This is a genomic window from Fuscovulum ytuae, from assembly GCF_029953595.1.
Lineage (GTDB): Bacteria > Pseudomonadota > Alphaproteobacteria > Rhodobacterales > Rhodobacteraceae > Paragemmobacter > Paragemmobacter ytuae.
Map to the genome: position 1 here is coordinate 3,266,389 of NZ_CP124535.1, position 18,224 is coordinate 3,284,612.

Sequence of the window (18,224 nt, forward strand, 5' to 3'; positions counted from 1 at the left end):
CGAGATTGAAAGGCCCGCCTTTATGGTGGGCCTTTTCCATTGATGCCGACGGAATGCGGGCGCATATCGGGGAAAGACGAACCGAGGGGATGCCTATGTTCCGCCACCTGTGTCTTGTCGCTGCGCTGTCGATCCTGCCATTCGGCGCCCTTGCGCAAACGGCCGTTCCTGTCAGTGAGGCCGAGATTTCCCTGTCTTTCGCGCCCGTGGTGAAAGCGGCGGCGCCGGCGGTGGTGAATATCTACGCCACGCGCATCGTGCAGGAGCGGCGGTCGCCCTTTGCCGATGATCCCTTCTTCAATCAGTTCTTTGAGGCGTTGGGGCCTGCCCAGCCACGCATCCAGAATTCGCTGGGGTCTGGCGTGATCGTCAGCGCCGATGGGATCGTTGTGTCGAATTATCACGTGGTGGGGCAGGCGACGGAGATCAGGGTCGTGCTGAACGACCGGCGCGAATATGCGGCGGATGTGATCCTTGCCGATCAAGAAAGCGATTTGGCGGTGTTGCGACTGCGTGATGCGACGGATCTGCCGGTACTTGAGATGCGGAATTCCGATGAGTTGGAGGTGGGCGATCTGGTTCTGGCCATCGGCAATCCGTTCGGCGTGGGGCAGACGGTGTCTTCGGGCATCGTGTCGGGTCTGGCGCGGTCGGCGCTGCAGGTGGGGGATGGGCGGGGCTATTTCATCCAGACGGATGCGGCCATCAATCCGGGGAATTCGGGCGGTGCGCTGGTGGATGTGCGGGGAAGGCTGGTTGGGATCAACACGGCGATCCTGACGCGGGGGGGCGGGTCGAACGGGATCGGCTTTGCGATCCCGGCCAATCTGGTGCGCAGCATTGTGGCGCAGGCCGAGGCGGGGGCCGCACGCTTTGCCCGGCCGTGGGCAGGGGTGACGGGTCAGGCGATGGATGCGGCGCTGGCCGAAAGTCTTGGGCTGGCGCGGCCCGACGGGGTGGTGATTTCCGATGTGCATCCGAAAAGTCCCTTTGCCGCCGCGGGGTTGCAGCCGGGGGATGTGATCCTGTCCTTGGGGGGAGAGCCCACGAACACGCCGCAGGAGGTGATCTTCCGCATGGCGGCGCTGGGGGTGGGGACGGAGGCCGAAATCACTTGGCTGCGGAACGGAGAGGCGATGCAGGCCTCGATGATGCTGGCCCCCGCGCCGGATGACCCGCCCCGCGACCAGATGACGGTCACGGCGGATGTTGGCCTGCGCGGCCTGACGGTGGTGCGGATCAATCCGGCGGTGATCGAAGAGTTGGGCCTGCCCATGCAGGCCGAGGGCGTGGCTGTGATGCAGGCCGAGGACCTGTCGGCGCGGGCGGGGGTGCAGCGGGGGGATATCCTTCTGGGCATCAACGGGGCGGCGGTGGGTACGCCTGCGGATGTGCTGGCGCTGGCCGAGATGGGGTCGCGGGTTTGGGTGCTGGACCTGATCCGCGAGGGACGGGCCTTGCGGCTGCGGTTCCGTTTCTGATGCTTTCACAGTGGAGTTTGGCGGGGTAGGTTGAAGCCATGGCTGACCTGTTCGACTCTGCCCCCCGTCCTGCTGCCGAAGGCCCGCGCCCTTTGGCGGATCGGTTGCGGCCTAAGCGGCTGTCCGAGGTGATCGGGCAGGGGCATGTGCTGTCGCCTGATGGACCGCTGGGCGCGATGCTGGCGGCGAAGTCTTTGAGTTCGCTGATCCTCTGGGGGCCGCCGGGGGTGGGCAAGACCACCATCGCGCGGCTTTTGGCGGATGAGACGGATCTGGCCTTCGTGCAGATTTCGGCGATTTTCACCGGGGTGCCGGATCTGAAAAAGGTGTTCGAGCAGGCGAAAATCCGGCGCGGAAACGGGCAGGGGACGCTGCTTTTTGTCGATGAAATTCACCGTTTCAACAAGGCGCAGCAGGATGGATTTCTGCCGCATATGGAGGATGGGACGATCCTTCTGGTCGGTGCGACGACCGAAAATCCCAGTTTCGAATTGAACGCAGCCCTTTTGAGCCGCGCGCAAGTGATTGTTCTGGAAAGGCTTTCACTGGCCGATCTGGAGCGGTTGGCGCAGCGGGCGGAAAAGGAGTTGGGTCGCAGCCTGCCCCTGACGGGGGAGGCGCGGGAGGCGATGCTGGAGATGGCGGATGGGGATGGGCGGGCCTGTCTGAACCTGATCGAGCAGGTGGCGGCCTGGAAGGTGGAGCGGCCCTTGGATCGCGCCCAGTTGGCGCAGCGGTTGATGCGTCGGGCAGCGAAATATGACAAGTCGGGGGAGGAGCATTACAACCTGATCTCGGCCTTGCACAAATCCATCCGAGGGTCGGACCCGGACGGGGCGCTTTACTGGTTTGCGCGGATGCTGGAGGGGGGGGAGGACCCGCGGTTTCTGGCGCGGCGGTTGGTGCGGATGGCGGTGGAAGATATCGGTCTGGCGGACCCTCAGGCGCAGGGACTCTGCATCGATTCATGGCAGACCTATGAGCGGCTGGGGTCGCCGGAGGGTGAGCTTGCCCTGGCAAATGCCGTTGTTTATCTGGCACTTGCGCCGAAATCGAACGGCGTCTACGTGGCCTATAAGGCAGCACGGGCAGCGGCGCGGGAGACCGGCAGCCTGATGCCGCCGCGCCATATCCTGAACGCGCCGACGAAGATGATGAAAGAGATCGGCTATGGCGCGGGCTATGCCTATGACCATGATGCCGAGGATGGGTTTTCGGGGCAGGATTATTTCCCCGAAGGCATGAAGCGCCCGGTCTTTTATGCGCCACCCGAGCGGGGGTTTGAGCGCGAGTTGAAGAAGCGGGTGGAGTATTTCGCCAAGCTGCGCGCGAAACGGCAGGGCGAGCGTTAATCGCAGCCAGTTTTCCTATATGTAGCAAGGGTTTGGCCCGCAACGGCTGTGCCCTGTTTTGTGCCGGATTTTGTGCAGCAAAGTGTACATACAAATTCCAGCAGAGAGATTGGCGAAATCATGGTTAAGGGTGCGCATTTGCACAGGCGGCCCCCTCTCCCTGACCCTCTCCCCCGGAAGGCGGGGGAGAGGGGAGGAGACATATCCGCAATCGCAGGGCGGGATGGGAGCGGTGTGTTTGAGTATTTGAGCCAAGGTGAAAGGGCGGGAGAGCGGCCTGTGCGGGGGCGGTTGGCCCTTCTTCTGTTGACATTCCGGCCCCTTGGCGCAATGGACAGGCCCATGATCCAGAGCATCCTTCTTGTTGCCTTGGGCGGGGCTGCGGGTTCCGTCGCGCGGTTTCTTGTCGTCACGGCGGCGGGGCGGATGATGCCCGGCTGGCCGCTTGGCACGCTGGTCGTGAATGTGGTCGGATCGCTGGCCATAGGCGTGGCCTATGTCCTGCTGGCGCAGCGGGCGGCGATTGCGCCCTTGGTCGTGGCAGGGTTCCTTGGCGGGTTCACCACCTTTTCGGCCTTTTCCCTTGACGCGATGAAGCTGTGGGAGGGCGGACAGGCGATGCAGGCTGGCGCCTATGTTGCGGCATCCGTCATCCTTTCCCTTGCTGCCGTGGCGCTTGGCGCGGCCCTTGCCCGGAGTATCACCGCATGAGCGGCGTGAAGACCCTGACCGTATCGGAAGATGAGGGGGAGCAGCGGCTGGACCGCTGGTTCAAGCGGCGCTTTCCGCATGTGACCCAAGGCGCGGTGGAGAAGATGTGCCGCACCGGGCAGGTGCGGGTCGATGGCGCGCGGGCCAAGGCATCAGATCGCGTGGTGCCGGGGCAGGCGATCCGCGTGCCGCCCTTGCCCGATCCGAATGTGGAGCGGCCCCGCATCGAGGGGATTTCGCCTGCGGATGCCAAGATGATTCAGGACTGCGTGCTGTGGATGGACGAGCATATGATCGTCTTGAACAAGCCTGCGGGCCTGCCGTCGCAAGGGGGCAGCGGGCAGGGCGAGCGGCATGTAGACGGCCTGACCGAGGCGCTGAAATTCGGCTATAAGGAGCGGCCGAAGCTGGTGCATCGGTTGGACAAGGATACGTCCGGTTTGCTGATGCTGGCGCGGACGGATCGGGTGGCGCGGAACCTGTCAGAGGCGCTGCGGCACCGCAACACGCGCAAGATCTACTGGGCGGTGGTGGCGGGCGTCCCGAACCCGAAGAAAGGGTCGATCAAATACGGGCTGATGAAGGCCCCCGGCCATGGCAAACGCGGCGAGGGCGAGAAGATGGTCTGCGTCCATCCCGCGAAGATGGCCGACTATCCCGATGCCAAGCGGGCGCATACGGATTACTTCGTTCTGTGGTTCCTTGGATCGCGCCTGTCATGGATGGCGCTGGAGCCTGTGACGGGGCGGACGCATCAGCTGCGCGCGCATATGGCGGAGCTGGGTCATCCCATAATCGGGGATGGGAAATATGGCGGGTCGGATGCCGACAATCAGGGCGATGGCTGGGGGGCCGCCGTGGGGGGGGACATTTCCCGCAAGCTGCATCTGCACGCGCGGATGTTGATGGTGGAGCATCCGGTGACGAAGGTGGAGATGACCTTCACCGCGCCCTTGCCCGAGCATATGGCGCGGACATGGAAGGCGCTGGACTGGAAAGAGGATGACGTGCCCTCTGATCCTTTCACGGTGTTTCGATGAGCGGCTGGACGGCGAAACGGTTCTGGCAGGCCGCGCAGGCGGAGCCTTGTGACGGCGGGTTCACCGTGCGGCTGGATGGGCGGGGGGTGAAGACGCCCGCCAAGGCGCCGCTGGTGGTGCCGACCTTGGCGATGGCGCAGGCGATTGCCGCGGAATGGGACGCGCAGACGGGGGTGGTGCAGCCGGAGACGATGCCCGTGACGCGGGCGGCGAATTCGGCCATCGACAAGATCGTGCCGCAGCGGGCGGAGGTGGTGGCGCTTCTCGCGGCCTATGGGGCGTCGGACCTTTTGTGCTATCGCGCGGTGGGGCCGGAGGCTTTGGCGGAACGGCAGGCGGCGGCTTGGGACCCGCTTTTGGATTGGGCGGCGGAGAGCTTTGGCGCGAGGCTGGCGGTGACGCGCGGGGTGATGCCCGTGGCGCAGGAACCCGAGGCTGTGGCGCGGCTGGAAGCGGAGGTGGCGGGTCTGTCGGTGTTCCGGCTGGCGGGGTTCCATGACCTTGTGGCGATCAGCGGGTCGCTGGTTCTGGCGCTGGCGGTGATCCGGGGGCGGATTGACGTTGCGGAAGCCTGGACCCTGTCGCGGATCGACGAGGCGTGGCAGGTGGAGCAATGGGGCGAGGACGAGGAGGCGGCGGCGATGGAAGCGGTGAAGCGTGTCGCTTTCGAGGGGGCGAGTCGATTCTATGCATTGTGCGGGTGACAATCCTGCCGAATTTCTGTGCAAGCGGCGCTTGATTTGCAGTCAATGGTAACCAAATCCTTGAAACCGAAGAAGATTTGCTAGGGGCGCGGGTTGTGCTTGACCTTTCAAACCGCTTCGGAAGAAACTGCGCGGTACTGGGAGAGGCTCACCTCCAACAGGTTCCGCCCCTGCGGCGCTTGGGTGTGCCAAGGGGACCAATAACCGCCGTTCCGAAAGGGGACGGCATACTCAGGAAGAGGTAAGAATGAAAAAATCCGTATTCCTCGGCGTTGTCGCGGCCACCACGATGGTTGCCGGCGCGGCTGCTGCGCAAGCGACGCTGGAGACCGTGAAGGCACGTGGCGAGCTGATCTGCGGCTCGAACACCGGTCTGACCGGCTTTGGTGCGCCGGATGCGAGCGGCAACTGGGCCGGGTTCGACGTGGACCTGTGCCGCGCCGTGGCTGCTGCTGTCTTTGGCGATGCGACCAAGGTGAAGTTCGTGCCGACCACGGGCGAAACCCGTTTCACGGCGCTGCAGTCGGGCGAAGTGGACCTGCTGGTCCGTAACTCCACCTGGACGCTGTCGCGCGATAGCGAGCTGGCGCTCGATTTCGTGGCGGTGAACTACTATGACGGCCAGGGCTTCATGGTGAAGAAGGATCTGGGCGTTTCTTCGGCCAAGGAACTGGACGGGGCGACGGTTTGCATCCAGACCGGGACCACGACCGAACTGAACCTTGCTGACTTCTTCAAGCAGAACAACATCAGCTATCAGCCGGTCACCGTGGCCGACGATTCGGAAGCACAGCGCCAGTATCTGGCCGGGGCTTGCGACGCCTATACCACGGATGCCTCGGGTCTGGCTGCGTCGCGCGCGACGATGCCCGATGCCGAGAACCACGTGATCCTTCCGGAGATTATCTCGAAGGAACCGCTGGGCCCGGTCGTGCGTCATGGCGACAACAACTGGGGCGACATCGTTCGCTGGACCTATTACGCGCTGCTGATCGCTGAAGAGAAGGGCATCACCAAGGCGAATGTGAACGAGGTTGCTGCCTCGACCGCGGACGAAGAAGTGAAGCGTCTGCTGGGCGTTTCGGGCGATATGGGTGCCAAGATCGGCCTGCCGAACGAAGCGTTCAAGAACGCCATCGCCGCTGTGGGCAACTATGGCGAAGTCTTTGCCGCGAATATCGGCGAAGGCACCTCGATCAACCTGGCCCGCGGCCTGAACGCGCTGTGGACGCAGGGCGGCCTGCAATACGCCCCGCCGTTCCGTTGATCTGAAAAAAGGGGCGCCCGCGATTTGCGGGCGCCCTGTTTCAACTGCGTGTGCCAAGAGGCGCGCCATATTTTCATGAGCACCCGGAAAACCGGGGTTCGCGTCGCCAGAAACGCAAAGCTACAGGGGAAAACGCATGGCCGTGGCCAGTGACGTGCCGAAAGAGTCCTTTCGGCTCTCGATGCTTATCTACGATACGCGGTATCGTTCCATCACCATCCAGATTTTCGTTTTGATCCTTTTCGGCCTGTTTCTGGCATGGCTGCTGAACAACACGGCGCAGAATTTGGCCGTGCGGGGGAAGGAGTTCAACTTCGGCTTCCTGTGGCAGCGCGCGGGCTATGACATCGGGCAGGCGATCGTTCCCTATACGAATGACGACAACCATTTCCGCGCGCTTCTGGTTGGGTTGATCAACACGCTGGTGGTGGCCATTCTGGGCTGCATCCTTGCGACGATCCTTGGCGTGATCATCGGGGTGTTGCGCCTGTCGAACAACTGGCTCGTGGGGCGGTTGATGACCGTCTATGTCGAGATGTTCCGCAATGTGCCCCTGCTGCTGTGGATCTTGCTGTCTTATGTGATCCTGTCGGAGACAACACCGCAGCCGCGCGATTTCCGCCTGACGGATGAGATGGCGGCAGCGGGTGAGGTGCCTGCGGCGTCGATGATCCTGTGGGATACGGTGGCGGTGACGAACCGGGGGACGAATGTCCCTTCGCCGTTGTTTGACGTAAGCCTTGGGTCGGTGAATGTACTGGGCCTGACGCTGAACCTGACGATGCTGGCCTATATCGTGGTGATTGCGGGATCGGTCTTCATCAACCGCCGCCTTCTGGCAAGCGCACGGGCGCAGCAGGAGGCGACCGGGGACAGACCCGTGACATGGTGGAAGTCGATCCTGATCCTGTTCGGACCTGTGATCGCGCTCAGCCTTGTGCTGGGCCTGCATCTGGAGATTCCGGAGCTGCGCGGCTTCAACTTCCAAGGCGGAATTCTGGTTGCGCATTCCTTCACGGCGCTGCTGATTGCGCTGACGCTCTATACGGCGGCGTTTATCGCGGAAATCGTGCGGGCAGGGATTTTGGCTATCAGCCGTGGCCAATCGGAGGCGGCCTTCGCCCTTGGTCTGCGGCCGGGGCGGACGATGAACCTGATCATCCTGCCGCAGGCGCTGCGGGTGATCATCCCGCCGCTGATCAGCCAATATCTGAACCTGACGAAGAATACCTCGCTTGGGATCGCGGTGAGCTATCTGGACCTGCGCGGCACCCTGGGCGGCATCACGCTGAACCAGACGGGGCGCGAGCTGGAATGCATGCTGTTGATGATGCTGATTTATCTGACGATCAGCTTGATCATCAGTTCGCTGATGAACCTTTATAACCGTTCCGTTCAGATCAAGGTGCGCTGACCATGGCCGATGCATCCTATGTGCGCACGGAAATGCTGCCTCCGCAGGCCCCGCCGGTAAGCGAGGCGGGCGCGGTGAAGTGGCTGCGCGAGAACCTGTTTTCCGGGTGGTTCAACACGATCCTTACGCTTTTGGGCGTGGTGGTCATCTATTGGCTGGTGGTGTCGGCGCTGCCTTGGTGGCTGAATTCGGTCTGGACGGCCGACAGTCTGGGCGAGTGCCGCGAGATCGTGGCGGCTGCTGCGGGTGAAGGCGCGACCGGGGCTTGCTGGGCCATGATCCGCGAGCGGTGGCACCAGTTCATCTTCGGCTTCTATCCGCCGGATTTGTATTGGCGGCCTGTCATGGCCTTTGGCCTTTTGTTTGCGGCGATGGCCCCTGTGCTGTTTGCCGGGCAGAAGAAGAACCTGACGCTGATCCTTGGCGCGGTGGGGGTGTTCCTGCTGGTGACGCTGGGCTTGGCGGGCGCGCCGATCGGCGGCTGGATCGCGGCGCTGCTGCTGGTGGGGGGCATGATCGCGCTGGCGCAGGTGCAACCGGCCAAGCTGTTGTGGTTCACCGTGCTTTATCCGGCGCTGTGCTTCTGGCTGTTGTGGGGCGGGTCAGTCTGGACGCCCATCGTGGCGATGCTGGGCTTTGTGGTGATGGGCGGGGCCTATCTGGCGCTGGTGGCGCGGATGGGGCCGACGGGCGGGGCCATTGCGGCGGTCGCGCTGGCGATACTCTGGTGGCTGTTTCTGGATATTCCGATCACGCAGGCCTTGGCGGGCATGATCGGGGGCGGGCTTGCGCCTGTGTCGTCCGATCAGTTCGGGGGGTTCCTGCTGGCCATTACCATCGGGGTGACGGCGATTACCTTCTCGCTTCCTATCGGCATCCTGCTGGCGCTGGGGCGGCAGTCGGACATGCTGATCGTCAAGACGCTGTGCGTGGGGTTCATCGAATTCATCCGGGGCGTGCCGCTGATCACGCTTTTGTTCACGGCATCGCTGCTGTTGCAGTATTTCCTGCCGCCGGGGACGAATTTCGACATCATCCTGCGGGTGATCATCCTTGTGACGCTGTTTGCCGCGGCCTATCTGGCCGAGGTGATCAGGGGTGGTCTGGCGGCGCTGCCGCGCGGGCAGTATGAGGCGGCGGATGCGCTGGGCCTTGATTACTGGCGGGCGCAGCGGTTGATCATCCTGCCGCAGGCGTTGAAAATCTCGATCCCCGCGATCGTTTCAACCTTTATCGGCCTGTTCAAGGATACCACGCTGGTGGCCTTTGTCGGGCTGATGGACCCGTTGAAGGGCGTCACGCAGATCGTTCGGGCCGATATCGACTGGAAGGGCATCTATTGGGAGCCCTACATCTTTGTCGGCGTCATCTTCTTTGTCATCTGCTTCGGCATGTCGCGCTATTCCATGTATCTGGAGCGCAAGCTGAAGACCGATCATCGGTAAGGAACAACCCATGTCTGAACACGCCATTGACCGTTCGAAGATGCAGGTCTCGGATGAGGTCGCCATCCAGATTTCGGGAATGAACAAGTGGTACGGGACGTTCCACGTGCTGCGCGACATCAACATGACCGTGCAGCGCGGCGAGCGGATCGTCATCTGCGGGCCGTCGGGGAGCGGCAAGTCCACGCTGATCCGCTGCATCAACCGGCTGGAGGAACACCAGCAGGGCCAGATCATCGTGGATGGGACGGAACTGACCAATGACCTGAAGAACATCGACAAGGTGCGGTCGGAAGTGGGGATGGTGTTCCAGCACTTCAATCTGTTCCCGCATCTGACGATCCTTGAGAACTGCACGCTGGCGCCCATTTGGGTGCGGAAAGTGCCGAAGAAGGAAGCCGAAGAGACGGCGATGCATTTCCTGCGCAAGGTGAAGATCCCCGAGCAGGCGAACAAATATCCCGGCCAGTTGTCGGGCGGGCAGCAGCAGCGTGTGGCCATCGCGCGGTCCTTGTGCATGAAGCCGCGGATCATGCTGTTTGACGAACCCACCTCGGCCCTTGATCCGGAGATGATCAAGGAAGTGCTGGATACCATGATCGAGTTGGCGGAAGAGGGGATGACCATGCTTTGCGTGACCCATGAGATGGGCTTTGCGCAGGCGGTGGCGAACCGGGTGATCTTTATGGATCAGGGCCAGATCGTGGAGCAGAACGAACCGAAAGAGTTCTTCAACAACCCCAAGAGCGACCGGACCAAGCTGTTCCTGAGCCAGATCTTGGGTCACTAAGTCAACAAGACGCAGAACGGGAAGAAGGGGCCGATCCGGCCCCTTTTTTATTTGCACAACCGGGCGTTGCGGGGCGCTGGACGGCTAAACCTTTTTGCGGTGGTGCCGCCTTAATTATCGTCGGGCGGATTTGAGGCCCGGTTGGGTGGTACGGGCAATGTCGAACCTGATGACATGGGCGCTAATGACGGTCGGGTTGGCCACGCTGGCGGCGACGGCGGTGCTGGGCTTGACCACGCCGGAGGTGACGGATCCTGACGCGCCTGTGCTGGTTGTGACCCTGCCATGGGGTGATGATCCCGCCGATGTGGTGGCGCGGGCCGGAGGGCAGGCCATCGGGCCTGTCTCTGCGCCCTTGGCGGTGCTGGCATCGGGGGCCACGGAGGCCGCCCTAAGGGCATCGGGGGCCTTTGCCGTTCTGCCTGCTTCTGCCCTTTCCTTTTTTTGCGAAGGTTGAATTTCATGAAGACCGACTCCCTGTCCGAGTTTGGTTCCACTGACGAGTTGAAACTGGCGCGCAATGCCGCCTTTGTCGCGGCACCTGTTGCGCCGCTCTCGGCCCTTGCCACGGGGGGCGCGTTGACGCCGATCCTGATCGGGTCGCTGGTCTTTGGCATACTCACCTTTGCCGCGCGCAAGGGGCAGGGTGCGGGGCCTGCGCTTCTGGTGACCTTGGCCTTGGTGGGGCAATGCGCGCTGTTCACGGCGGCCTTTGCGGGCCATGCGTGGCAGGTGGACACGCATATGGCCTTTTTCGCGGTGCTGGCGATTGTTGCGACCATGGGCAGCATCCCGGCGCTGATCTTTGGGGTCGCTGTCATCGCGGTGCATCACCTGTCGTTGGGCCTTTTGCTGCCGTCGCTGGTCTATCCTTCGGCTGATCTTCTGGGGAACCTTGCGCGGACGGTGATGCATGCGTTGATCGTGCTGGCCGAGGCGGGGGTTCTTTTGTTGGCCATGATGGCGCGCAAGAAGAGCGCGGCTGAGATCGAAGCAGGGCGGGCGAAACTGGCAGAGATTGCGGATGAGGCCGAAGCGGCGCGCGTGGCTGCAGAAGTTGGCCGCGAGTGGGCGCAGCGCGTTTCGGAACGCACCCGCGATGAGGGGCGGCGTGCGGCGGCGGCGGTGGATCAGATCGCGACAGCGGCGCGGGCGGCGGTGGACCAGGCGGAAGGGTCGCGCGGCCTGTTCGGCGCGGCGCGGCAGGATGCGGACCTGTCCAGCCGGACCTTTGCCCAGACGGTGGAAGCGATGCGGTCCATCCGCGAGTCTTCGGACCGCATCAGCCAGATCGTGGAACTGATTGACGAGATTGCCCGCCGGACGGACCTTTTGGCCTTGAACGCAGCGGTGGAATCGGCGCGGGCCGGAGAGGCGGGTCGCGGCTTTGCCGTCGTGGCGAATGAGGTGCGAAAACTGTCGCAGCAATCGGCGGATGCGGCCTTGCAAATCCGGTCGCTGGTGGGCGCTTCGTCCAAGCGGGTGAAGGATGGTGCGGCCCTGATCGAAGAGACGGGCGTGGCGCTAGAGCGGATCACGCAGACCATCGGCACCTTGGAAGAGCGGATGCGCGACATTTCGACAACGGCTGGCGAGCAGTTTTCGGGCCTGCAAGAGGTCAAGGTGGCGATCGGTCGGATCGACACCATAGCCGAGGCGGACCGCGAAGGGCCGTCGCTGGTTGCCTTTTCGACAGAAAGGGAAGAGCAGGGGCCGTCGCCCGCCCGGATTGCCGCCTGACGGGCGGCAGGACGGGCGACGCGAGGGCCCCGGCCTTGTGGGTGATCAGGCCATGATTTCGCGGGGGACGATGAAATCGTCCACCACCCCGCCGCCGAAACCGACCTGTTCCCATGTGTCGATGTTGAAATCGGCCACCATGGTGGCCCCGGTCGGATAGCGGTGGAATTCCGGGTTTGCCGGGGCATGGGCCACAAGGCGGGTGGCGAATTCGGCGATGCCGGGGTTGTGGCCGATCATCATCACGCAATCGCCCTTGGCATGGCGCAGCACGGCCAGCATCACGTCCGGCCCGGCGTGATAGAGCGCGGGCTTGAGTTCCAGAACGGGGCTGCCGGGCAGGGCGGGGGCGATCCCGCTCCAGGTCTTTCTTGTGCGCAGAGCGTCAGAACAGAGGACCTCATCGGGAATATAGCCGCGCGAGGCGAGCCATTGGCCCAGATCGGCGGCGGCAGCCTTGCCGCGGTCGTTCAGCGGCCTGTCATGATCGGGGGTGAGCGGGTCGTCCCAGCTGGACTTGGCGTGGCGGGTCAGGATCAGCCGCTTCATCGAACCTCCCTTTGCGGGGTGGTTCAGCGCGACACCCCGTCGGTCTTGTGGAATCGGCGCATGTGGTAGGCCGACTGTTCGGGTAGTCTGGCATAGGCTTGCGAGACCGGGCAAGCGCGGCGCGTGGCACAGCCCATTGTCATGCAGGGGGTGCCTTGGTCGGTGTCGAGGAAGCTGTGGCAGGCGGGGACATCGTAGCCATCCCCGGTCAGTGCCTGGGCGGGGCAGGCGTCCCGGCAGGGGGCCGGGCAGGTGTCGCAGGGGCGCGGGGTTTGCGCGGGGATGTCGATGCGGGATTTGAGGGCGAGGGCACCCCGGAAGCTGACCATCAGGCCCTGATCGGCGGAGACGAGCAGGCGGATGGGGCTATCCCAGATGCGGCCCGTACGCAGGGCCCATGTGTAGAAGGGGTGGTAGGGCGGGCCACCAAAGGGGAAGAGCGCCTTGGCCCCCAGATCGCAGGCGATGCGCCCGATCACACGGCGCGACCAGCGGTCGATGGGATCGGGCTGGTCGTCCTGCCATTCGGGCTGGGCCGTCAGATGCGCCCAGAAACCCGGTTCGGCGGGGCCGATGAGGAGGAGCGTTTGGGTGCCTGCGGGCACGGCATCCTCGGCAGTGGGATGGAAGCCGCCCAGAATGGCAAGGTGATGGGCGGCGAGGGTTTCCGGCAGGGTCACCGCTTCACGCGCGGTTTCACGCGCGGTTCGGTAGAGCGGATCTGCGATCCGGCGCCGTGGTCGGTGAAAAGCTCCATCAAACAGGCATTGGGGACGCGGCCATCAAGGATGGTGACGGCGCGGACACCTTCGTCGAGCGCCTTGAGCGCGGTTTCGGTCTTGGGGATCATGCCGCCTGCGATGGTGCCGGCTTCGGTCATGGCGCGGACCTCTTCAGGGGTGATCTGGGTCATGACCTGACCTTCGGCATTCTTGACGCCCGCGACATCGGTGAGAAGAAGCAGGCGGTCGGCCTTGAGCGCGCCCGCGATGGCCCCGGCGGCCGTGTCGCCGTTGACGTTGAAGGTTTCGTTGTCGGCCATGCCGGTGGCGACGGGGGCCACGACGGGGATGATGCCTGCGTTGTAAAGATCGCGCAGGACCTGCACGTTCATTTCGACGGGCCGCCCGACGAAGCCGAGTTCGGGATCATCCGCCTCGCAGACCATGAGGTCGTCATCCTTGCCGGAAATGCCCACCGCGCGGCCGCCGGCATCCATGATGGCCTGCACGATGCGCTTGTTCACGAGGCCGGACAGGATCATTTCCACCACCTGCACGGTGGCCTTGTCCGTCACGCGCTTGCCGCGGACGAAATCGGATTTGATGCCAAGCTTGTCGAGCATTTCGTTGATCATCGGGCCGCCGCCATGCACGACGACGGGGTTCACGCCGACCTGCCGCATCAGCACGATGTCGCGGGCGAATTCGGCCATGGCGGCATCATCGCCCATGGCGTTGCCGCCGAATTTCACCACCACCACCGCGCCGGAATAGCGTTGGAGATAAGGGAGCGCTTCGGAGAGCATTTTGGCGGTGTTGGCGGCGTCGGACATGGTGCTGGTCTGCGGTTTCATGGGGGTCCCCCGTGACGTTTGGCGTCTTGGTAATGCGGGATGGCGCGGCTGCCAAGCGGCAATGGCCTTTGCGCGCGAAAGCAGCGAAGATGGGCCGTGCGATTGAAGGGAGAGTCGGATGGACGGGCGAAAGACCCTTGTGCTGACGGGTGCGTCGCGGGGGATCGGGCATGCGACGGTGAAGCGGTTCTCGGCCGAGGGGTGGCGGGTACTGACCTGTTCGCGCCAGCCCTTTGACCCGCGCTGCCCTTGGCCGGGGGGAGAGGAGGATCATATCCAGATCGACCTTGCCTCGCCCGACAAGACCATCGCGGCGATTGCCGGGATCAAGGAAAAAATCGGCGGGCGGCTGGATGCCTTGGTGAACAATGCGGGGATCAGCCCGAAGGGGCCGGAGGGCGCGCGGCTGAACACGCTGGAGACGGACCTGCGCACATGGGGGCAGGTGTTCCATGTGAATTTCTTCGCCTCGATCGTGCTGGCGCGGGGGTTGATGGCGGAATTGTCGGCGGCGAAAGGGTCGGTGGTGAATGTCACCTCCATCGCAGGCAGCCGGGTGCATCCTTTTGCAGGGGCAGCCTATGCCACGTCGAAGGCGGCGCTGGCGGCCTTGACCCGCGAGATGGCGCATGATTTCGGGCCGCTGGGGGTGCGGGTCAACGCGATCGCGCCGGGCGAGATCGAGACGGCGATCCTGTCCCCGGGGACGGATAAGATCGTCGAGGGTTTGCCACTGCGGCGGTTGGGGCAGCCGAAGGAGGTTGCGGATGCGATCTGGTTCCTGTGTTCGGAACAGGCGTCCTACATCTCGGGGACGGAGTTGCAGATCAATGGCGGGCAGCATGTGTAGGATGGGCGCTATCGCCCAACCTGCGGGATCATTCCAACGTGGCGATGATGGCGCGCAGGGTTTCGATCCCGTCGCCCTTTTCGGATGAGGTGACCACGATCTCGGGGTAGGCGGCGGGGTGTTTGGCCAACGCAGCCTTGACCTGTTCGATCACTGCCTCGCGATCCGCGCGGTTGATCTTGTCGACCTTGGTCAGCACGCATTGAAATGTCACGGCAGAGCGGTCGAGGAGTTTCAGGATGTCCTCATCCACCGCCTTTACCCCATGGCGCGCGTCGATCAGGACGAAGGCGCGGCGCAGGGTCTGGCGACCGGAAAGGTAGGATTTCAGCAACTCTTGCCATTTGCGGACCGTGGCGACGGGCGCCTCGGCATAGCCGTAGCCGGGAAGGTCGGTCATGTAGCGGCTTTCGCCAAGGGCGAAATAGTTGACTTCCTGCGTGCGGCCCGGCGTGTTCGACGCGCGGGCCAGCGTCTTGCGCCCCGTCAGCGCGTTGATGAGCGAGGATTTCCCCACATTGGAGCGGCCCGCGAAGCAGACCTCCAGCCGGTCGGCGGGGGGCAGGCCCGACATGGCAACCACGCCTTTGACGAAGGTCACCGGGCCTGCGAACATCAGGCGGCCTTTTTCGCGCGCCTCATCCGATGGGTCGGGGGCGAGGGTGAATTGCAACTGGGTCATTGAATCGTCCATGCATCGCCGGTGGCAATGTCGCCGCCTTCGACCACCACGGCGTAAAGGCCGAAATCCTGATGCCCGAATTCCCGTTCCAGCGCGTTGAGCGTGTGGGCGTTGGATTGCCCGGTGGTGGGTTCGACGGTGGTGGCCATGCAGCGGGTGATGCGTTCCTTCACCTCAAGCACCGCGCTGCCGATGTGCAGGCGCTTGCCGATCCAGGTCCATTCCTGCCACGCATCAACCCCGTCAAGCCAGAGATTGCCGCGCCAGCGGTGGATCGACAGGTCGTGGCCCATGCGGGCCGAAAGGTCTGCAAGGCTGGCGAGGTTGAGGATGGCGATGGAGGGGAAGTCGCTGTCGGTCATGCCACGACCTGCGGTGACGATGCGCGCCGGTTGCGCGCGGTTGGCGGGGTTGAGGGGGCGGACCCATTCGAGGAAGCGGGGCAGGTCTGCCGCATCATCGGGGCGGAAGGTGATGGCCCCGCGCGCCGGGTGGCGCAGGGTGACGGTGGCGGTCGCCTCGTCCAGATCGCTTTCGATGGCCATCAATTCATAGGCCTTGGCCCCGCGCGCGAAGTTGACGCATTCGTTCCAGCCGGGGGTCAATTTTGCCGCGTCATGGGCGACGGCCCAATGCCTGTCCCAAGGCAGGCAGGCGCCCGCAGAAAGACGAACGGACGCGAGCATCTCGCGTCCGTGTCCCTTGATCGGGTGGCGGCAGATATGGGCCAGCCGCCCGCCCGTCATTTCTTGGCCTTCTTGGACTTATCCGCGACAGGGACGGGTTCCTTCTTCTTGAAGCCCGCCTTGATGTTGCCGAAGATGTCCGGCTTGTGCCCGTGGCTGCGCATGATCAGGTATTGCTGGGTGAAGGTGATGATGTTGTTCGTGATCCAGTAGACCACGAGGCCAGAGGCAAAGCCGCCCAGCATGAACATGAAGATCCACGGCATCCAAGCGAAGACCTGCTGCTGCACCGGATCGGTGGGCTGCGGGTTCAGCTTTTGTTGCAGCCACATGGTGACGCCCAGAAGGATCGGCAGGATGCCGATGAAAATGAGCGCTATCAGGCTGCCCGGTTCGGGCGCGGCCCAGGGCAGCAGGCCAAAGAGGTTGTAGATCGACGACGGATCAGGGGCCGAAAGGTCGGTCAGCCAGCCAAAGAAGGGCGCGTGGCGCAATTCGATGGTGACGAAGATCACCTTGTAAAGCGCGAAGAAGATCGGGATCTGGATCAGGATCGGCAGGCAGCCCGCGGCGGGGTTGACCTTCTTGTCCTTGTAAAGCTGCATCATTTCCTTTTGCAGCTTTTGCTTGTCTTCGCCCGCGCGTTCCTTGAGTGCCTCAAGTTCCGGCTGAAGTTCCTTCATCTTGGCCATGCTGACGTAAGATTTATATGCCAGCGGCAGGACGAGGACCTTGAGAACGAAGGTCAGCGCGATGATGGCAAGGCCCATATTGCCGATCACGGCATTGAGCCAGTGCAGCACGGCAAAGATCGGCTTTGTCAGGAAGTAGAACCAGCCCCAGTCGATGGAATCGATGAAGCCCGTGACGCCCAGATCGCGTTCATAGGCGCGGATCGTGGCCCATTCCTTGGCCCCGGCAAAGAGGCGGGTGGTCGCGGTGACGGTTGCGCCGGCCGCCAGTTCCTGCACGGGTTTGCGGGTCTCGGTTTGGAAGATATCGGCGGAGGGGACGTATTTCGTCACCGCCGTGAAGGGGACGCCCTGTTCGGGGATCAGGGTCGTCATCCAGTATTTGTCGGTGAAGCCGATCCAGCCATCTGCGCCTGCATCCACCACCTCGGCCTGCGCGCCTTCGCGCTCGACCACGGGCAGTTCCATCAGATCGTCGTATTTCTGTTCGGTCAGGGTTCCGTCGGTGCGGCTGACCATGCCTTCGTGCAGGACGAAGAAGTTCTGAAGGCCGGCCGGCTGGCCGTGGCGCGCCACGATGCCATAGGGAAAGAGCGAAACTGCGGTGCCGGAGGCGTTCTGCACGGTGTCGGTGACGGTGAACATGTACCGATCATCGACCGAGATTTCACGCGTGAAGGTCATGCCCTTGGCATTCTGCCATTGCAGGGTGACGGGCGCATCGGGGGCGAGCGTACCGCCCTGCACCACGCGCCATTCGGTGCGCGCGCCGGGCACATCCTCGGCGGTCAGGCCCGTGCCGGGCCCCCAGCCGAAGACGGCGTAATAGGGATGTTCTTGGCCCACGGGCGACAGAAGGCGCACGATGGGGGAATCATCGGCCAGTGTTTCCTTATAGCCCTTGAGCGACAGGTCATCGATGCGGCCCCCCAGAAGCGAGATGGAACCGGTGAGGGCGGGGGTGTCCACCGTCAGGCGGGGTGCTTCGGGCAGGGGGTCGGCTTCGGCGGTGGTCGCCGCGCCATTGGCCGCCGCGGCGGGGGCTGCGGGGGCGGCATCCTGCGTCTGGGTGACGGCGGGGGCGTTGGGGTCGACGGGCGGCGCCTCGGGCGGTGGGAAGAGGACGAACCATACGAGGATGACGACAAAGCTCAGCACGGTTGCGAGCAGGAGGTTCTTGTTCTGATCTTCCATGGGAGGAGACTGCCGCCGTTGGTGGAATTGGGTCAGGGGTGCTTCAACAGA

18 protein-coding genes are annotated in these 18,224 nt (G+C 63.6%); 12 read left to right on the forward strand and 6 right to left on the reverse strand.

The window, feature by feature from the left end; translation table 11 throughout:
• The first annotated feature begins 95 nt into the window (after positions 1–95).
• From QF092_RS15765 to QF092_RS15815, 11 genes are all read left to right on the forward strand, one after another.
• The gene (locus QF092_RS15765) at positions 96–1,481 is read left to right on the forward strand and encodes a Do family serine endopeptidase (protein ID WP_281465313.1); all 1,386 of its coding nucleotides are present in this window, start codon (positions 96–98) and stop codon (positions 1,479–1,481) included.
• Between the two features lie 38 nt (positions 1,482–1,519).
• Positions 1,520–2,833: a replication-associated recombination protein A gene (locus tag QF092_RS15770; RefSeq protein WP_281465315.1), complete on the forward strand. Its 1,314-nt coding sequence runs from the start codon at positions 1,520–1,522 to the stop codon at positions 2,831–2,833.
• Positions 2,834–3,175: 342 nt separating this feature from the next.
• Entirely contained in the window at positions 3,176–3,544 is a 369-nt protein-coding gene (gene crcB, locus QF092_RS15775) for a fluoride efflux transporter CrcB (RefSeq protein ID WP_281465317.1), read from the forward strand.
• Entirely contained in the window at positions 3,541–4,584 is a 1,044-nt protein-coding gene (locus tag QF092_RS15780; protein ID WP_281465319.1) for an RluA family pseudouridine synthase, read from the forward strand. Before crcB ends, QF092_RS15780 begins: the two co-directional genes overlap by 4 nt.
• Entirely contained in the window at positions 4,581–5,288 is a 708-nt protein-coding gene (locus QF092_RS15785; protein ID WP_281465321.1) for an ATP12 family chaperone protein, read from the forward strand. Before QF092_RS15780 ends, QF092_RS15785 begins: the two co-directional genes overlap by 4 nt.
• 247 nt (positions 5,289–5,535) lie before the next feature.
• Positions 5,536–6,555: an amino acid ABC transporter substrate-binding protein gene (locus QF092_RS15790; RefSeq protein ID WP_281465324.1), complete on the forward strand. Its 1,020-nt coding sequence runs from the start codon at positions 5,536–5,538 to the stop codon at positions 6,553–6,555.
• A gap of 136 nt (positions 6,556–6,691) precedes the next feature.
• On the forward strand, positions 6,692–7,969 hold the full coding sequence (locus QF092_RS15795) for an amino acid ABC transporter permease (protein WP_281465326.1): 1,278 nt from the start codon (positions 6,692–6,694) through the stop codon (positions 7,967–7,969).
• 2 nt (positions 7,970–7,971) lie between these two features.
• Complete coding sequence (locus QF092_RS15800) at positions 7,972–9,414, forward strand: amino acid ABC transporter permease (protein ID WP_281465328.1); 1,443 nt, start codon at positions 7,972–7,974, stop codon at positions 9,412–9,414.
• Positions 9,415–9,424: 10 nt separating this feature from the next.
• Positions 9,425–10,204 carry an amino acid ABC transporter ATP-binding protein gene (locus tag QF092_RS15805; RefSeq protein WP_281465330.1) on the forward strand — a complete coding sequence of 260 codons (780 nt, stop codon included), beginning with the start codon at positions 9,425–9,427 and terminating at the stop codon, positions 10,202–10,204.
• A 169-nt stretch (positions 10,205–10,373) separates the two neighbouring features.
• A complete protein-coding gene (locus tag QF092_RS15810) occupies positions 10,374–10,661 on the forward strand; it encodes a hypothetical protein (protein WP_281465332.1) in 288 nt (95 codons plus the stop codon).
• A gap of 5 nt (positions 10,662–10,666) precedes the next feature.
• Complete coding sequence (locus tag QF092_RS15815; RefSeq protein WP_281465333.1) at positions 10,667–11,944, forward strand: methyl-accepting chemotaxis protein; 1,278 nt, start codon at positions 10,667–10,669, stop codon at positions 11,942–11,944.
• Positions 11,945–11,989: 45 nt separating this feature from the next.
• Here the strand turns inward: QF092_RS15815 and QF092_RS15820 are convergent, their stop codons facing one another.
• The 3 genes from QF092_RS15820 to argB are packed head-to-tail and all read right to left on the reverse strand — an operon-like array spanning position 11,990 to position 14,048.
• Positions 11,990–12,493 (reverse strand): SixA phosphatase family protein, encoded by a 504-nt coding sequence (locus QF092_RS15820; RefSeq protein ID WP_281465335.1) that lies wholly within the window; start codon positions 12,491–12,493, stop codon positions 11,990–11,992.
• 23 nt (positions 12,494–12,516) lie between these two features.
• A complete protein-coding gene (locus QF092_RS15825; protein WP_281465337.1) occupies positions 12,517–13,173 on the reverse strand; it encodes a ferredoxin in 657 nt (218 codons plus the stop codon).
• The gene (argB, locus tag QF092_RS15830; protein ID WP_281470053.1) at positions 13,170–14,048 is read right to left on the reverse strand and encodes an acetylglutamate kinase; all 879 of its coding nucleotides are present in this window, start codon (positions 14,046–14,048) and stop codon (positions 13,170–13,172) included. The genes QF092_RS15825 and argB overlap by 4 nt, the downstream gene beginning before the upstream one ends.
• Before the next feature lie 139 nt (positions 14,049–14,187).
• Here argB and QF092_RS15835 point away from each other — a divergent pair, with 139 nt between their 5' ends.
• Complete coding sequence (locus QF092_RS15835; protein ID WP_281465339.1) at positions 14,188–14,919, forward strand: SDR family NAD(P)-dependent oxidoreductase; 732 nt, start codon at positions 14,188–14,190, stop codon at positions 14,917–14,919.
• 28 nt (positions 14,920–14,947) lie between these two features.
• Here QF092_RS15835 and yihA read toward each other — a convergent pair whose 3' ends face one another.
• From yihA to yidC, 3 genes are read right to left on the reverse strand one after another with little or no spacing between them, the layout of a single operon-like run.
• Positions 14,948–15,601 carry a ribosome biogenesis GTP-binding protein YihA/YsxC gene (gene yihA / locus QF092_RS15840; RefSeq protein ID WP_281470055.1) on the reverse strand — a complete coding sequence of 218 codons (654 nt, stop codon included), beginning with the start codon at positions 15,599–15,601 and terminating at the stop codon, positions 14,948–14,950.
• Positions 15,598–16,347 (reverse strand): MOSC domain-containing protein, encoded by a 750-nt coding sequence (locus QF092_RS15845; protein WP_281465341.1) that lies wholly within the window; start codon positions 16,345–16,347, stop codon positions 15,598–15,600. Before QF092_RS15845 ends, yihA begins: the two co-directional genes overlap by 4 nt.
• A complete protein-coding gene (yidC, locus tag QF092_RS15850; protein WP_281465343.1) occupies positions 16,344–18,173 on the reverse strand; it encodes a membrane protein insertase YidC in 1,830 nt (609 codons plus the stop codon). Before yidC ends, QF092_RS15845 begins: the two co-directional genes overlap by 4 nt.
• Positions 18,174–18,224 lie beyond the last annotated feature (51 nt).

Bases quoted from the DNA above. Each gene is read 5' to 3' on its own strand.
- QF092_RS15765 (WP_281465313.1), top strand. From the start codon at position 96: ATGTTCCGCCACCTGTGTCTTGTCGCTGCGCTGTCGATCCTGCCATTC.
- QF092_RS15770 (WP_281465315.1), top strand. From the start codon at position 1,520: ATGGCTGACCTGTTCGACTCTGCCCCCCGTCCTGCTGCCGAAGGCCCG.
- crcB (WP_281465317.1), top strand. From the start codon at position 3,176: ATGATCCAGAGCATCCTTCTTGTTGCCTTGGGCGGGGCTGCGGGTTCC.
- QF092_RS15780 (WP_281465319.1), top strand. From the start codon at position 3,541: ATGAGCGGCGTGAAGACCCTGACCGTATCGGAAGATGAGGGGGAGCAG.
- QF092_RS15785 (WP_281465321.1), top strand. From the start codon at position 4,581: ATGAGCGGCTGGACGGCGAAACGGTTCTGGCAGGCCGCGCAGGCGGAG.
- QF092_RS15790 (WP_281465324.1), top strand. From the start codon at position 5,536: ATGAAAAAATCCGTATTCCTCGGCGTTGTCGCGGCCACCACGATGGTT.
- QF092_RS15795 (WP_281465326.1), top strand. From the start codon at position 6,692: ATGGCCGTGGCCAGTGACGTGCCGAAAGAGTCCTTTCGGCTCTCGATG.
- QF092_RS15800 (WP_281465328.1), top strand. From the start codon at position 7,972: ATGGCCGATGCATCCTATGTGCGCACGGAAATGCTGCCTCCGCAGGCC.
- QF092_RS15805 (WP_281465330.1), top strand. From the start codon at position 9,425: ATGTCTGAACACGCCATTGACCGTTCGAAGATGCAGGTCTCGGATGAG.
- QF092_RS15810 (WP_281465332.1), top strand. From the start codon at position 10,374: ATGACATGGGCGCTAATGACGGTCGGGTTGGCCACGCTGGCGGCGACG.
- QF092_RS15815 (WP_281465333.1), top strand. From the start codon at position 10,667: ATGAAGACCGACTCCCTGTCCGAGTTTGGTTCCACTGACGAGTTGAAA.
- QF092_RS15820 (WP_281465335.1), bottom strand. From the start codon at position 12,493: ATGAAGCGGCTGATCCTGACCCGCCACGCCAAGTCCAGCTGGGACGAC.
- argB (WP_281470053.1), bottom strand. From the start codon at position 14,048: ATGTCCGACGCCGCCAACACCGCCAAAATGCTCTCCGAAGCGCTCCCT.
- QF092_RS15835 (WP_281465339.1), top strand. From the start codon at position 14,188: ATGGACGGGCGAAAGACCCTTGTGCTGACGGGTGCGTCGCGGGGGATC.
- yihA (WP_281470055.1), bottom strand. From the start codon at position 15,601: ATGACCCAGTTGCAATTCACCCTCGCCCCCGACCCATCGGATGAGGCG.
- QF092_RS15845 (WP_281465341.1), bottom strand. From the start codon at position 16,347: ATGACGGGCGGGCGGCTGGCCCATATCTGCCGCCACCCGATCAAGGGA.
- yidC (WP_281465343.1), bottom strand. From the start codon at position 18,173: ATGGAAGATCAGAACAAGAACCTCCTGCTCGCAACCGTGCTGAGCTTT.